The 14410-nt window shown below is 55.7% G+C and carries 15 protein-coding genes and 1 pseudogene; 5 read left to right on the forward strand and 11 right to left on the reverse strand.

Going from position 1 to position 14410, the window contains the following annotated elements:
• Positions 1-236 precede the first annotated feature (236 nt).
• Complete coding sequence (locus tag EO776_RS15620) at positions 237-1583, forward strand: orc1/cdc6 family replication initiation protein (protein ID WP_050022874.1); 1347 nt, start codon at positions 237-239, stop codon at positions 1581-1583.
• A gap of 286 nt (positions 1584-1869) precedes the next feature.
• Here the strand turns inward: EO776_RS15620 and EO776_RS15625 are convergent, their stop codons facing one another.
• A complete protein-coding gene (locus EO776_RS15625; protein ID WP_094520959.1) occupies positions 1870-2193 on the reverse strand; it encodes a hypothetical protein in 324 nt (107 codons plus the stop codon).
• A 76-nt stretch (positions 2194-2269) separates the two neighbouring features.
• Here EO776_RS15625 and EO776_RS15630 point away from each other — a divergent pair.
• From EO776_RS15630 to EO776_RS15645, 4 genes and pseudogenes are all read left to right on the forward strand, one after another.
• Positions 2270-3247: pseudogene (locus tag EO776_RS15630) on the forward strand (IS1595 family transposase).
• Between the two features lie 115 nt (positions 3248-3362).
• Entirely contained in the window at positions 3363-4346 is a 984-nt protein-coding gene (locus tag EO776_RS15635; protein ID WP_094520960.1) for a hypothetical protein, read from the forward strand.
• Positions 4347-4464: 118 nt separating this feature from the next.
• Complete coding sequence (locus EO776_RS15640; RefSeq protein WP_129452549.1) at positions 4465-4779, forward strand: hypothetical protein; 315 nt, start codon at positions 4465-4467, stop codon at positions 4777-4779.
• An 81-nt stretch (positions 4780-4860) separates the two neighbouring features.
• Entirely contained in the window at positions 4861-5298 is a 438-nt protein-coding gene (locus tag EO776_RS15645) for a TRAM domain-containing protein (protein ID WP_129452550.1), read from the forward strand.
• Between the two features lie 48 nt (positions 5299-5346).
• Here the strand turns inward: EO776_RS15645 and EO776_RS15650 are convergent, their stop codons facing one another.
• The 10 genes from EO776_RS15650 to EO776_RS15695 form a co-directional block, all read right to left on the reverse strand.
• Positions 5347-5694 (reverse strand): DUF6788 family protein, encoded by a 348-nt coding sequence (locus tag EO776_RS15650; RefSeq protein ID WP_129452551.1) that lies wholly within the window; start codon positions 5692-5694, stop codon positions 5347-5349.
• Between the two features lie 232 nt (positions 5695-5926).
• Complete coding sequence (locus EO776_RS19920; protein WP_455768283.1) at positions 5927-6094, reverse strand: DUF7837 family putative zinc-binding protein; 168 nt, start codon at positions 6092-6094, stop codon at positions 5927-5929.
• A gap of 364 nt (positions 6095-6458) precedes the next feature.
• Complete coding sequence (locus tag EO776_RS19670; RefSeq protein ID WP_276425006.1) at positions 6459-7439, reverse strand: methyl-accepting chemotaxis protein; 981 nt, start codon at positions 7437-7439, stop codon at positions 6459-6461.
• A 1490-nt stretch (positions 7440-8929) separates the two neighbouring features.
• On the reverse strand, positions 8930-9373 hold the full coding sequence (locus tag EO776_RS15660; protein WP_129452552.1) for a hypothetical protein: 444 nt from the start codon (positions 9371-9373) through the stop codon (positions 8930-8932).
• Between the two features lie 856 nt (positions 9374-10229).
• Positions 10230-11279 (reverse strand): hypothetical protein, encoded by a 1050-nt coding sequence (locus EO776_RS19110; protein WP_179235229.1) that lies wholly within the window; start codon positions 11277-11279, stop codon positions 10230-10232.
• Positions 11276-11968 (reverse strand): hypothetical protein, encoded by a 693-nt coding sequence (locus EO776_RS15675; RefSeq protein ID WP_094579931.1) that lies wholly within the window; start codon positions 11966-11968, stop codon positions 11276-11278. Before EO776_RS15675 ends, EO776_RS19110 begins: the two co-directional genes overlap by 4 nt.
• The gene (locus tag EO776_RS15680; RefSeq protein ID WP_202593960.1) at positions 11965-12351 is read right to left on the reverse strand and encodes a DUF7344 domain-containing protein; all 387 of its coding nucleotides are present in this window, start codon (positions 12349-12351) and stop codon (positions 11965-11967) included. Before EO776_RS15680 ends, EO776_RS15675 begins: the two co-directional genes overlap by 4 nt.
• 460 nt (positions 12352-12811) lie before the next feature.
• Positions 12812-13123: a hypothetical protein gene (locus EO776_RS15685; protein WP_129452553.1), complete on the reverse strand. Its 312-nt coding sequence runs from the start codon at positions 13121-13123 to the stop codon at positions 12812-12814.
• A 144-nt stretch (positions 13124-13267) separates the two neighbouring features.
• The gene (locus EO776_RS15690) at positions 13268-13654 is read right to left on the reverse strand and encodes a hypothetical protein (protein WP_218827473.1); all 387 of its coding nucleotides are present in this window, start codon (positions 13652-13654) and stop codon (positions 13268-13270) included.
• Positions 13655-13835: 181 nt separating this feature from the next.
• Positions 13836-14138 (reverse strand): hypothetical protein, encoded by a 303-nt coding sequence (locus EO776_RS15695; RefSeq protein WP_129452554.1) that lies wholly within the window; start codon positions 14136-14138, stop codon positions 13836-13838.
• Between the last annotated feature and the right edge of the window lie 272 nt (positions 14139-14410).

A 14410-nucleotide genomic window follows, 5' to 3' on the forward strand; every position in this document is an offset into this window, starting at 1 on the left:
CACGGGGTACCTCCTCCGAGCTCTTCTGTCTCGCTTCGACATCGATAGTTGTTCGATGACCTGATCGACATTTCATATCGCACACGGGGGGTCACTACGATTAATTGATTTCGCCCGTGGTTACGGTATTACTCCATCTACCCATCGTGAAACCGTCTGTATCGGTAGAATTCAGCAAATTTAATCTCGCACACGGTACCCATATTTATTTATAGTTTCGACCTAACTGCGCAAATATGGCTGACGGCGACGACCAACAGTCCCTCTCACAATCTATCAAAGGTCGCCTCCAAGAGGGCGTTCAGAACTCGGTTTTTCGAGATAAGGGTCTTCTTGACCCGGATGCCGTCATCGACGAGGACCGGATCGTCGGTCGTGATGACCAGCTGGACGATATCATCACCTATCTCCGACCGGCATTACAGGGGAACCGCCCGCCCAATATGCTTCTCTACGGGCCATCGGGGACGGGGAAGTCACTCATCATCAACGCGGTCTGTCAGCAGGTTCTTGAACTCGCGAACGCCCAAGATGACCGTTTTGGCGTTATTAAGATCAACTGCCAGACAATCAAATCGCACGATAGGGCCGTCTACCGTCTTGTAGAAAACGCCGCTAATGAAGCCAACGTCGAAGTCGGTGTCCCGCAGAGTGGCGTCTCGACAGACCAGAAACTCAGCCGATTCTATGAGATCCTGAGCAACAATTTCGACTCGGTCATTATCATCCTGGATGAGATTGACCTCCTGGTGGGACGACAGCGGGACCCGAACGAGGAACCAGCTTACTCAAAGCTGCTTTATCAACTCTCTCGGGCCTCACAACTCGGTGAAATCGAGGGACACGTGTCCGTTGCTGCGCTCACGAACGATCCCCGATTCATGGAGAACCTCGACGGTCGGGCTGAGAGCTCGTTCAATCCGCAAGACGTTGTCTTCTCAGACTATGATGCGGACCAACTACAATCTATTCTACGACGACGTCGCGATGCGTATCGGGACGATGTACTTGAAGATGGTATTATTCCACTTAGCTCAGCGTTTGCGGCACAGGATCATGGCGACGCCCGGAAAGCGATCGATCTATTCCGGAAAGCAGGCGAGATTGCGGACCGAGGGAACGAAGATACGGTTGATGAAGGACACGTTCGCGATGCCCAGAAAGAAGCGGAACGGGATCGGACATTGACCCAAATGCAGGGTCTGTCGACCCAAAAGAAGCTCTCGCTTTACGCTACTGCGATCGTCCCCGTCTACTCACAACGCAACCTGAACGCTGTTCCCAGCACAGTCGCGTACCGTGTGTATCAGTATCTTACTGACTTACTTGATGCCGATACAAAATCGCGCGACTCTTATCTCCGCTATATGAGTGAGGCGGAGACATACAACTTTGTCACATCAGAAAAGCGGGGACGCGGCTACGGGAGTGGCGTTCACAAAGAGTACACGTTCGTTGACGATCCTGGTGTGGTTGCTGAAACCCTTCGAGCAGATATCCGGATCGAGGAAGCAGATGATGAAGGTGATCTTATCAAGTCAGTTGTCAACGCCCAGATAGATGACTTCTTTGAGGGAAAGTAACCTAGAGCAACACAGTCGCTGCTATTTGATTCATTTCGCACACGGGGTGTGGCTCCGCCGGAAGAAATGTTATCTATACTAAGTGTGTCTGACAACCGTACTCACAATTTCATTTCGCACACGGGGTGTCCCCGCTTGACTCGTCAACTGTTTCATCTCTCACACGGGGTCTGCCTCGATCGAGAGTAAAATCATTTCGCACACGGGGGGTGCTAACCAGATACCTCTGAGAATTTCATTTCGCACACGGGGTGTGTAGACCTCAATATCGGGCCAGAAACCCGTTCTACTCGTCAGGATTGACTGGAGACTTATACTTGGATTTGATCTGGTCCCCCTCTCGCCACTGCCAGTAGTAGTAGCGATTGTCGTTGATCTCCTTGATCGTGATCGTCGCTCTGGCCGGGACGTCATCCGGAAGATCGTCTGGTCGCTCTTCAACCTCTTCTTGATCTGCCGACTCCTCGAGACGGGCCTCTCGTTCCTTGTGCTCGGCGAGTGCTTCAGCGTATGTCGCAACGTCTCGAAGCTGCTCCGGCTCCGACTCGTTGAGCATGTTGACGATTTCTGTCGGGAGGTTCGCCGGTGGGGTCGGAGGTTCGTAGGACATCGACTACTTGTGTCGCTCTTATGTAGAAACGCGGAAAGCCCGTATAATTACACTCAGACAGTTCTAATCTGGCAATATGCCTTCTGCTCAACCAGCGTTTGGTGGGATGTTTCGGCAGTTGATCGAGCTCGGAGTTATCGAGATCAACACCGAGCCGCTCGATGCCCGCATCGAGCGGCGGCTCAAGCAGTTCTGGGAGAATACATCCTGTCCTCGCTGCGGTCACCAGAGCATTATGACGTGGGAGAAACACGACCGAGTTCGGTGTCGTAATTGCGAATTTAAGCCAGTATACACCCATGGAACGCCATTTCACGAGAAGCACCTCACCGCAGGAGAGGTGCTTCTCGCTTTCACCCTCTACGCAGATACGCTGCTGAGTATCAACCAAATTGCGCCGCTGCTCGGTCGCGCTTACAAAACCGTTCACACGGCGATTCGGGAGGCGGAAGCCGCGGTTCAGCGCGGCTTCCCCCTCACCTGGGAACTGTTTAACCAGACCATCGATGGACCGACACAGGTCGACGAATCTGGCAAAGTCTGTTCTGGCTACAAAGGTCAAGAGCCGCCGCGAAACAGCCGTTCTCGCGGCGGCTCGTCGCGCACTGGCCGATCACGCTGGCGAGGGCGTTACGGTGACCAACTGACGCTCGTCGCGGCGTGCCGCGACTCGCTTCGTGTGATTCGCGGACAGCGTGGGATCGACTACGAAGGCGATCTTGAGCCAGTGATTCAGGAAGCTGAAGACCTCTCCCAGCGGCTGGGAGAGGTCTGGACAGATGGACTCCAAGCGTACCGCGAGATGGATCGGGATCACCGAACGGTCGTCCATAAAGAGAGGTACGTATCGCCTGACGGAGTCCACATCAATCAGGCAGAATGCCTGTTTTCGCTTGTTCAACCGTGGCTGCGGAAGTTCCGCGGCCTGTCCAAGCAAGGCTTGTAACAGGCCGCTCATACATTCGGGATCATTAGATCGCTGAATCTCACAGGCGCATCCGTCGAAATCACCATCGACTGCCTCGTTATGGGGGCTTTCCGTAGTTCTACATAAGAGCGCGAGCTATTAACCAACAAACTGGCGCTTCTGCTGCTATCTGTTGGTTAATCACGGTGAGCTCAATCACGTACGCGCGTATGCTTTTGTCTCGCAGTACTGAATCGCCAGTATGTCGTTTCGAGTGACGTGGGACAACCTCCTCGACAACGTGGAGGAGCTTCCAGCAGACGCAACACTCCTCACTCCGCTCTCTCAGAAACCGTTTCACATTACCGACGTCCAGCAACACCGAGTGCTGATCGGGTATCAGACCGACAGTGAGGCCATCCCGCTCCAGCGGGAGCAGTTCGAGACGCTGTTCAAGCGCGTTGACGATGCGACTAGGCCGTTCGATCTCGATCGCCTCCCACCTGGAGCTGAACCGTATGCCACCGTGATGAGTCTCCATCCGCGATTCATAATCGACGATCGGGACGGCACCCTCTCTGAAAGCGAGACGCCAACCCCGTCGCCGCTCCTCGACGCACACACGGTTGAACAGGACGATGGCCCACGAGAAGAGCCTGATATCTCGGTGTACGCAGACGCACTCCTGTTGATCGACGCGCTTGAGCAGCACGATGTGACGTCACTAACGGAGCTGGACGTGCCGACGCTGGTGAACCTCTATACATTGCTGTCGGATGTCCAGCGCAATGCCAACGATCTTCGACAAGACGTCCGTGGCGTCTTGCTTGACCGTCTCCATCACGACCAGCCGGTCAGTGGGCAATACGGGTCCGTCCAACGAGCTGTCCGTCGGAATCGAACACTCAAAGATGACGAAGAAGTCCTTGAGCTACTGGAGGCGGAAGGGATCGACCCCGAGCGCGTGCTGAGTGTCGACACGAGCAAACTTGACGATGCGCTGGAAGTGACGTCACTCTCTGAGTCCGACGTGTACGAGATCGACGAAAGCGAGTATGTACGGAAGGCAGACGTCGACGACGAGATGAAAGAAAGCCGTCTCCAAGGGCTCAAAGACCAGTTAGCTGGAGCCGACGAAGACACAACCGAGCTCCAAGCTGAAATCGAAGAACTGGAAGAACGTATTACCGAACTCACGAGCTTTGATTCCGGGACATCCTTCCATACCCGTTCAACTGGTGGGTAGCCGGTACCCACATCTGTACCCGTTGAGAGACGACAGACCGGCCACGGGAATTGACTTGATGCTGTGTCCGGTTCTTCTTTGAGGCTGGTTTTATCGGTGTTATGGACGAAGTTATCGTATGAGCGACTCGGCGTCTCCAAGCATCTCTGTCTCGTTATCTGAGCCTACTAATGTTTCGACAGTCCTAGACCGAGCCGGAATCGATTACGTCACCGTTCATGAGCAGCGACTGCTGGCAATCTATCATACCGGAATTTTCAATGTGACAACCGAACCGGAGTCAGTGTCGAATGCCCGCACGCTCGAGATCGAATGCTGGGAAGCCCCACTCCCGTCTCGTAGTGATGAGCGATCGCCACAGGAGCTTCTCGAAGACTTTGCGGCCGTGTTTGATGCTGCGATGAGTCCTGAAGTGGTCTCTCGGGAACCTTGATCAGACCGGCGGTAATCAGTTGAGAGCACTAGAAACGCTAGAACCAAGTCAGCTGGCACGAGTCAACACAATACGCGATTTATGGACATATCTGAGACGCTCCAGACACTGTATACTGCGACTGTTGAGCAAGACGATGGCACCTACCAGATACCTGTGCCAGACCGTGAGATAGCCACCGGGACACTCTCTGAGGGTGAAACATACCGTGTTGCGCTCATATCGACGTCGACGCCGGATACCGAAGCCGCCGACACGACTGAGGACACTCAGTCAGCTGACCACGCTACTCAGCAACACGAATACGACGGCCCGCCTGTCGAGGAAGGTGAACAGCGAGACGTTGAAATCGAGAACCTCGGTGACCAAGGTGACGGGATCGCGAAAGTCGAGCGCGGCTACGTTGTGATCGTTCCCGAAACGAGTGTCGGGGACCGAGTCACCGTCGAGATACAACAGGTGCGTGAGAACGTTGCGTTCGCTGATGTCGTTGATGACACCCTTCGCGAGGAAGTCTAGGACCGCAGGTTGGCACGAACGGGTGGTTATTGCAAACTTCTCACACCACTACTCACTTTCTGGCTTGCCGATGTACTCCGATTTCATTGTGCCGTTCTCACGATAGTAGCGATAGAGATACGGGCCGTGCATATCCGCGGGATTCCCGCTGGCACATTTACAGCTGTCGTCGCCACAGGTGACTTTCTCTTTGACGACGGTCCCGCGTCCTGCGCCATCGGGCTCGTCGACGGGCTCGGCAGCCTCCGGAAGCTCGTCAGTGTCGACCGACTGGTCGCGATATTCGATGAGCGCCTCAATATAGTTCTGTACCTCATGGAGTGTTTCTGTGTCCTGTTTGGGGAGCCCCTCTGCGAGATACTTCGGGAGCGAGGTAGGTGGTGACGGCTGCTCCATACCTTATGTAACAACCGGTGCCATGTTAGCGTTCGGGTGCTACATAAGGAGTTGAACCTTCTCTACCAACCGTGACCACTTCAGCAATTACTCAAGATCGTAGGCCGCAATTTCGTGAGAGCCACACCGTGGACATTCATCGACATCCTGCTCCACACTGTACCCACAGTGACGGCACTCGTGGTGCGTTGTCGATGACGGCTCGAGCCTGACGATCTGCTGGATGAACTGTTTACTGAGCATGGGTGGGGTCAACGATCTCGCCACAGCTTGGACATTCGGCCCACATGCCCGGATCGCCGCCAGTGGTCTCATAGTGGATGATTGCGTGCCGACCCGTGACTGTCTCGCCGCAGAACGAGCAGTCGCCACGGATTGTCTCTGGGTCATCAGGTGTCATTCTCACGAGTTCGCGGGCTACTTCGAGGGGGAGAGGGAGCGTGTGACACTGTTTTAGAGCTAATCCGGCTGTTGAAACCGGGCCAGTGGTGCTCCCTCCCCTCAAAATTAGAGACTCTGTGATTTATAGCTCAGGTGAGCGGGGCGAAAGTATTGTTCTGGGACAGCAGCGTGACCGCAGGTCGTGAGTAGCCATTGCGCGCGATGTCATAGATCCCAACCGTGGTCGGGGTTCTTCCGCCTGAAGACAGAGGGAGATGTCAAAAAAGACGACTACAGGGGACGGCCTGAAGTATCGATATTCTGGAGATCTACAGCGGAAACGTGGGGTGGGTGTGTTGTTCTGTCTGTGGGGCGCGGACCGCTCAAACTGACCGATTCATCACACTCGCCAGTTCACGGTCAATCTGTTCAACCTGCCGAGCCAGTCGGGAGACCATCTCTGTCTGGCTTTCGTTTTCGGCCGCGATCTCTGCGATCTCCTCGCTCACGACGGTGGCCCGCTCGGAGACGTCGTCGACGGCACTCGATATCTCTTCGGCCACGCTCGCCTGTTCGTCTGTCGCAGCGGCAATCTCGCTGATCCCACTCTCGGTCTGCTCAACTGCGGTGAGAATTTGCTTCTGGTTCTCGAGGACGGCTTGGATGTCGTCTCTCGCAGACTGTATCTCGTCGTTGGCTGCGTCCACTTCGGCGGTGGTTTTGGAAGCCTTCTCCTTGATCCTCGCGACAATGCCTTCGATCTCGTCAGCTTGCTCCTGGGAGCGATTCGCGAGATTCTTCACCTTGTCGGCGACGACCGCGAAGCCGTCGCTGTTGCTCCGCGCCGCCTCGACGTTGGCGTTCAACGCGAGCATGTTCGTCTGCTCGGCGATGTCGTTGATCACACCGACGAGCTCTTCGACTTCTTCGAACTCGTCTTTGAGGTCCGCGATGTCGTCATTTCCTTCGCCGTCCCCGTCGCTTCGCCGCTCCCGTAGTATCGCTGTCTCGCTGTTGTCGCCTTCCCACCCCCACCGTCGCGTCACATCTGGTACGGTCACGGTCGCGTCTCCCCGCCCACCCACCCCACACCGCTCACATCGCGACCGCGATTCTCGATGTCGTCGACCGCGCCTCCCACCCCGCACTCTCGCATCGTGATCTGGCCCCCACCTTCTGTCGTCGCCACGCCGCCGCTGTTCGTCATCGGGTGTCGTGTCGTCTCGGCGGTCCCTCCATGTTGTCGCGCGCTCGGTGGTCCGTTCTTGATGGTGGTCGAGGTCGCTGTGTTGCTTCCTGGTCGTCGGGCCGACTTCGCTAGTCGTTCGTCTAATCGCCGAGGGTCGTCGCTGGTCGATTCTCACTTCCCATCGCTCGTCAGGTTGTTGCTGCCGGGTCAGTTCTGCTGGTGGTGTCGTGGCTCGCCTCTGGAGTGCTATCGATCAGCTGGTGGTCCGTCATCGACCTTCGTGGCCGGTTCGTCCCTCGTTCGATGTCGGTCCTCCGAGTCAAGCTCTCCTGCTACCTCGCAGTCGTTGCTGTCTCGCTTCGTCGCCGACACTGGTCGTGGCTCTTCCGTGGTCCTCTGCGCCGCTCTCCGAGGGTTCCATCCACTATCATATCTCTGATAGTATTCGCTTTGTCCGCCTCCCGCCTCCCCCACTTTCCCGCCTCCGTTTCTCGGCTCCGTCCCGAACCGTTCGCTACGCGACTATCCACTGAACTTCATCTCCCCTGAACCCTAATTGTGTGAATTCGGCTGAACGTATTAGACAACCCCAAGTTCGTTAATAGAGTCTATAAAACTCTCTTGTCGTATGGCTGAACGTATGAGACTGATTTGGCTGGTAGCGGTTTCATGAACCACCCCCCGCAATCCCGCCACCTTCCTGTCATTAGATGACCTAACAATATAGATATATATTTAATTATGGATACCCCGAATTCCGCTACCGTCTTGTCATTATAAGATGTTAGCCGGGGGTTGTTGGGTCGAAAATTACTTCATGAAGCACCCCACCAATCCCGCTCCCGTCTTGTCATTACGTACTTCATGAAGCATCCCCGCGATCCCGCCCCCGTCTTGTCATTATGCGGGATCGGCTGCTACTCACAAGATTCACATTTGGTTCATGAAACACCCCCACCAATCCCACTCCCGTCTTGTCATTACGCACTTCATGAAGCACCCCGCTAATCCCGCTCCCGTCTTGTCATTACGGTGTGTCGACCAACACTTGCCGGATTCAGAATCGCTTCATGAAGGATACCCGGTAATCCCGCTGCCGTCTTGTCATTACGCACTTCATGAAGGACTCCCGCAATCCCGGTGCTGTCTTGTGATTATAGTCCAGAATTTCTGCTAGAAGCATATGAGATGTGATAGAATGCTTGGTAGTGGTAGCAATAACGGGCAAAAGCTGTGGTTGCTGGAAGTGGATTTCTCGCCGAACAGCGATCCGCATTTTGCTTTCTGAAAGTCTTGGCTTGGAGCTGTTAGGACGGGGATTTGATGCTAATTCGTCTCTAGTTCCACGCTGTTGTGTCGCCAGTTTGTTTCCAATTCAACGCTGATGTGCCGGTAGTTCGTCTCCAGTTCTACGGTGATGTATTGCCAGTTCGTCTCCAATTCAACGCTGATGTGTCGCTGGTTCGTTTCCTAGACTAAGTATCCGCAGAGGGGGGTTAGAGTACTGGGCTGTGTTACGATGGCTGATGTCGGGTCGATCTAGAGACGGGACGAACGACGCAAAAAGAATAGCTGGTCTCGGAGCGCACGTCGACTGTCTACGGACAGAGACAGTCCGGCGATCTATCGTGTTTGTGTGGGAGCCTACTTAGGTGTGTAGCCGTGCTAGGTCTCGTCAGTAGATGTTGATGGTGAGGCAGCCGCGTAGATCCCTCCGTCTTCATCGAAGTCGATAACCAACCCACCAGGGACGTTATCGCCGCCGATGTCGCCGTTCCATTCCGGTGAATACCGAATAGTTTGGTCCACGGAGAGATCGTGTTCTTTGAAGAATCCTGTTGCGGCGATAACCGTACTCCCATCGCTGCGTTTGAGCGAGTAGACATCACCCCGATCGTAATCTGCTGATAGCGGGATGAGTGCGACCTCATTATTGGCTTTGTTGTACGCGAGGATGACGGCTTCTTTTCCCTTGAGATGCTGTTCAACTACTGTTGAATTTGGCGCGAGGTGGCTATCTGTGCGGAAGGAGATGTACTCACGGCCGTGGAAGATGTCGAAGCGCTCATCGGTGGCGTTAGACCGAAATATTCGTTCCTGCTTATCCACTCAGCTTTGAACGTTGTCGTGTTGACACTATTGGGCCCGAAATCGGAGGAAAAGACGTTCTACGAGGAGTTTACGGTATCGGCCGAACTGGAGAGTGATTCACAGAGGATAATGAAGGCAGCGTTCAGGGCGTTTGAACCTCTAGTGGAAAGTGGAGCGTCTGCGGCTGAACTCCCTTTTCCATGCTCACACCGTCTCAGCCGCCATTTTCGGTCGATTAAGTGTTAGATACTCAACGTTCAAAGCTGAGTATTCACTCATCTGGATCGATACTCGGAACTTCTTGTTCCCAGCTCTCTTCGGCGTAGCTATCGTCGTTGGGTGTCACCTCAAACAGGCGGACAGCCGAATCAAGCGACTCAAGCTGAAGTTTTGACTCATCGACTCGACGTGGTTCAATACACATCATCTGCTCGGTTGATGAGGCCGGTTCCAAAGAGTCGAGCCATCGCGTTTGACGCAGTTGTCTTGTTGAGGTCTGTTCGGGCTACAATTTTATCTGGTGTGAATCCGTACTCGTAGTATGTAACAAGGAAGCTAAGGGCCTTGTACAGGTTTGATTCTGGCGTAACCGGGAGCAGTTCATCAGCCGTGAGTTCTTCAACGGGAACTGGACTTTTTATTACAACCTATCAGAAGATGATATTACAGTTTTTACAGAGCCGTTGTTCCACACGAAATGAGAAGCGTAGTGTGTCACTACTCTCTGTACGTCAGTAGAAGTCGGAATCAGCTAGAGTTCCTGATCTGGTGTGAATGCCGGTGAAACCAACAATTGAGATCCTCGCAAAAAAAACTCTGAGAACAGAGGCCCAAATCCGGCTGTTTAGCTACTTAACACAATATCTCACTAGGGTCAATGACCAGCAGCAGGATGGGTACCATCGTCATCTTGGTCGCTTTCGATCGGCTCGTAGTCAGCGTCTTTACCCACCGGGGTGAAGCCTGGGACGTAGCTGAAGCGTTTCCCTGGCTCCCCACGAAACATTAGTGGGAACGAACCGCGATCCTCTCGAGCCCGATACTGCGGCCCCCACTCATTAAGTGCCGTAGTCGGCTTCGCTACATGCGGGGCAGGGAGTTCTGCACGCTCTAAATCCTTGAGTGTGAGTACCCGTACTTCGAGTTCGCGTGCTAGTTTTTCGGCTCGCGGAGTGAGCTCGGTTGTGTGACAGAGTACTGGCATCGCACGACAGGCAAACGCTACCGTACAGAGCCGAAAGAGGATACGCGGCGTGATTGGGTCTGTCGTCCAGTCTTTACACTGAGCGACGATCCAATCGCTGGGTTCCTGCTGTTTCGTTCGTCGGCGAGCGACAACATCCACCTCGAGACTGAAGATGTGCTGTCGTCTTGCCGCCCCGTATCCCCAGCGGTTGAGTGCCCGATCGAGTTGATACTCGAGCCACCGCCCATCACTGTCACCACGACCCCCAACGTGTGGGTCGATTTCGGCAATAGCGATATCCGCTTGAGCGGCCAGGACTGGGCTTTCTGTCGGCACCGCGGGGATGATGTCGCGTAGCGCTGTAGCGTACTCAAGCGCTGTTGTGAACTTCTCAGCGGGTGCCTCGTCGTAGTTGGCGTCTGCCAACGCAGCCTGTAGTGAGCGGATCAGCCAGCATAACTGTTCTTCCACGCGAGTGAGTGTAGTCGCGTAATCGTTGGCAGAATCGAGTGTATTGTCGTCGGTCGAGTCATCGTCACAATCTGGGTCAGGAAGAATCCGTTCGGCCTCTTTGATGGGCTGGTTGGTTAGATACAGGAGGCGGCGGGCGAACATCCGCTGGTCAGTTGTGAGCGTATGGTCGCCTTCGATCGTTTCACGGAGTGATGTGAGTGTCTCCGTAAGCGAGCACAGATGATTTGCGTACCCGTCTGGGAGGTAGGATTCGTTTGCGCTCATCGGGTGAGTGGGCTGGGGGTGAAGTGGTGGCGTGTCAATGTGGTCTCTGAGAGCGCCTTGATGCTCGGTTGGCCCTGTTGCTGGATGTGGTGGTAGAGTTCCGCTTCGTCGGTGACGGTGACCCACTGAGGGCTGCCGGCCTCTCGGTACCGCAATTCGTCGTCGACGGCCCCAAGCACACCTTGTTCAGTTGTCGCCGTCGCATCGAAGACGAGGACATCTGGATCCGGATGAGTCCACGTACCGCGAATCCAGTTAAGCTGTGTCTCGATCGTCGGCGGGTCGATGGGATCCGGATATCGTGGTTCCGCTGGTGCGCTGATCGCGACGTCGGTGACACTGTCGCGACCACAGATACGCCAGCGTTCACCTGTCCACTCGAGTTCACGGCGGGTCCAACTGTCACCGTCGCTGTCTGGGCCGAGGGTAAGTCGTCGTGGTGGAGTATGAGGTGGGTCCCACTGGAGGACACATGACCCACCGTCAGGGAGTGTACCGTCATCTGTTCGACGCTGGTGTTCGAACAGCGCAGCATCGATCTGCGACCGTGCTCGCCGGAGTGTGACGAGAGGGTCTGCGGACGGTGTGGCTGCTGTTCCGTCGGCGGTATCGACCGCCTCGAACAGGCGATGGAAGCGGGCGTCGATGTCTCGAAGTGTCGCGAGGGCACGGGCTTGTGTCTCAGTCATGCGCTTTCCTCGCGGTCTGGTTTGTAGCAGGCTGTCTGGAGCCGGCGGATGTATTCGGCGAGTGGTTCAGTTGCGTCTGTCGCGGTTACGGTCTTGGATCGGTCATCGTAGTCGACTGCACCGACTTCATCGAGGGTCTCGAGATGCTGTTGGGTCAGCGCGATATAGACCGACGTACGTTCGTCGCTGCCGACCTTGCTGGGATCTATCCCGTTTTCGATGGCCGCGATTTCGACCGCAAGTTCGTTAGTGGGGACTGCTTTGGAAGCGCGTGACAGAGACAATACGACGCGGCGTCGGCGACTATTTCCAATCGCATCGAACGCGACATCTGGTTCCATTGGAACCGCGAGTGAGGCCGTCTCGTCGGGCGTGTCTGTCATTTAGCTCGCCTCCGTAGATGGGATCGTCCGTCGATGTGGCTGGCGTCTCTTCGACAAGCTGTAATTAGTGAGGGGTTCATGCGGGGTGTCCTGTCGCCACGGCTGGGACTCTCTGGTCGGCTTGGGAGGTTGATTACCTATGGTTTGGATGTGGGCGCTGCTGTGCGCTTTGTCACGCTGGTGTGCGAGTTGTACGAGGGTGTCTGTCACTAGGTCAGTTTTGAGCGTAGTGTTCTGAGAGACAGAGTTATGACTCCTGACCCTGGTGTTTTGGATTGCTGTCATTGGGTTGGCAGCACGATTCCTCCGGCGTCCTAGCGCCGGGGGAGTTCTCTCGGATCGTGCTATTCCGCTAGACGAGCGAGTGTGACTTTTATATTCGTGTCACAAATCTCGTCCACTGTATTTGCGTCTTTGAGTGGTTGTATCGGTCGAATCTGTCTGTAGTCTTAATTTCCTGTTAAATCACACTCCACTCCCACCGGTAGCTAAAAATACACTTCTCATAGACGATGAATATACAATCAACGATATCTATGGTAGCAAGAACTGAGATCAACTCTCTTTGCCACCAGTCCGTTGATGTTGGTGGTGATGCTGTTGCGTCGTCGCTCCCACAGTCGTGGTGTCCCGCCGCCGTCGTCTCCCCCACCTCCACTCTCGAACCATCCTCGTAACACTCGATGTCGTCAACATACCACCCCACTCCCCAGTCTCGCATCGGGACGGTAACCCGTAGGTGCTGTTGTCGCCGCCTGTCGCCGCTGCTCATCATTGGGTCTCGCGTCGTAACAGGTGCCCCCCAGGGTCGCTGTTGCCGCTGGTCCGGTCTTGTTTCTAGTTCGTTCGTCGGTCGGCTTCCATGCTGGTCGCTGTTCGGATCGTGGTGTCGTCGATTCTGTTCTCTGTCGATCGCCTAGTCGTCGTCTGTTTTCCTAACCGCATCCCGTTCGTCGAACACTTGGTCCCGGACAACTGCCTCCTCGTCCGATCGATCTGGATAGCTCCCTGCGCTCTGAAAGTACGGTAGTGGGCTGTCGGCTAACTCCACACCAGAGACGCCGGCGGGCATCGGCCGTTCGCTGATAGTCTCGAATCGATCTTCGACTGTGTTCGCGACGGTGGTGCTTGTGCCAAGGTTCTCGAGAAGATGATCGAGCTTCGCGTCCAGTTGTTCGAACCGGTATCGCATCTCGCGTGCTTGGACTCCCTCCCGGAGGAGCAGTTCGATCACTCTGCTCTTCGGGATGTCATGGTGGGCGGCCATCGCTTCGAGAATGCTGTTCAGATCGTCATCTACCATCGCTCCAATTCGTTCTCCCATATGGTGTCACTCCCTCTCCGGGTAGTAAGTTATTTTCGTCAGCCGCCTCGGCTATCCCCCAATCAAGTCAGTATCTGCCGACCCCGGCTACTCCCCGCCCCCGAGTCGCCATCTGGCCCTGCCCTGATCATCCACGTCAGCTCCGTCCTGAACGATCTGCCTACGGCAATCCGGGAGGATCGAGTTTTCGCTCCACCTTCCATCTCCTCCTCCCTTTCTCATCTCTCTCGCCCCCTGCTGATCCCTGTCCCCTGCCGAGCGGTCGGTGATAGCTGTTCCTCGCTGCGGTGGTTTCGGATTGCGTCCCGTTGTCGCCGTCGCCCCCGCCCCTCCGTCGCGTCGCTCTCGCTGTTCGGTCTTCGTCGCCGTCGTCGTTGTCTTCGCTGTCCCCATCGCTTCGCCGCCCCCGTAGTGTCGGCGTCCCGTTGTCGCCGTCGCCTCCGCCCCCACCGTCGCGTCGCATACAGTGCGGTCACGATCGCGTCTCTCGCCACCCACCCCCTCGCCGCCCACATCGCGACCGCGACTCTCGATGTCGCCGCCCGCGCCCCACCCCCACTCCCGCATCGTGATCTGGCCCTTCCCTCCTGTCGTCGTCCCGCCGCCGCTGTTCGTCGTCGGGTGTCGTCTCGTCTCGGTTGTCCCCCCCGTCGCAGCCCGCTCGGTGGTCCATCCTCGATGCTGGTCGTTGGTCGAAGTCGGTGTGTTGCTTCTTGGCTGTCGGGTCGGATCCGC

The organism is Halorubrum ezzemoulense (genome assembly GCF_004126515.1).
Taxonomy (GTDB): Archaea; Halobacteriota; Halobacteria; order Halobacteriales; family Haloferacaceae; genus Halorubrum; species Halorubrum ezzemoulense.

Coding starts and splice junctions, on each gene's coding strand:
- EO776_RS15620 (WP_050022874.1), top strand. CDS start 237: ATGGCTGACGGCGACGACCAACAGTCCCTCTCACAATCTATCAAAGGT.
- EO776_RS15625 (WP_094520959.1), bottom strand. CDS start 2,193: ATGTCCTACGAACCTCCGACCCCACCGGCGAACCTCCCGACAGAAATC.
- EO776_RS15635 (WP_094520960.1), top strand. CDS start 3,363: ATGTCGTTTCGAGTGACGTGGGACAACCTCCTCGACAACGTGGAGGAG.
- EO776_RS15640 (WP_129452549.1), top strand. CDS start 4,465: ATGAGCGACTCGGCGTCTCCAAGCATCTCTGTCTCGTTATCTGAGCCT.
- EO776_RS15645 (WP_129452550.1), top strand. CDS start 4,861: ATGGACATATCTGAGACGCTCCAGACACTGTATACTGCGACTGTTGAG.
- EO776_RS15650 (WP_129452551.1), bottom strand. CDS start 5,694: ATGGAGCAGCCGTCACCACCTACCTCGCTCCCGAAGTATCTCGCAGAG.
- EO776_RS19920 (WP_455768283.1), bottom strand. CDS start 6,094: ATGACACCTGATGACCCAGAGACAATCCGTGGCGACTGCTCGTTCTGC.
- EO776_RS19110 (WP_179235229.1), bottom strand. CDS start 11,279: ATGAGCGCAAACGAATCCTACCTCCCAGACGGGTACGCAAATCATCTG.
- EO776_RS15675 (WP_094579931.1), bottom strand. CDS start 11,968: ATGACTGAGACACAAGCCCGTGCCCTCGCGACACTTCGAGACATCGAC.
- EO776_RS15680 (WP_202593960.1), bottom strand. CDS start 12,351: ATGACAGACACGCCCGACGAGACGGCCTCACTCGCGGTTCCAATGGAA.
- EO776_RS15685 (WP_129452553.1), bottom strand. CDS start 13,123: ATGAGCAGCGGCGACAGGCGGCGACAACAGCACCTACGGGTTACCGTC.
- EO776_RS15690 (WP_218827473.1), bottom strand. CDS start 13,654: ATGGTAGATGACGATCTGAACAGCATTCTCGAAGCGATGGCCGCCCAC.
- EO776_RS15695 (WP_129452554.1), bottom strand. CDS start 14,138: ATGCGACGCGACGGTGGGGGCGGAGGCGACGGCGACAACGGGACGCCG.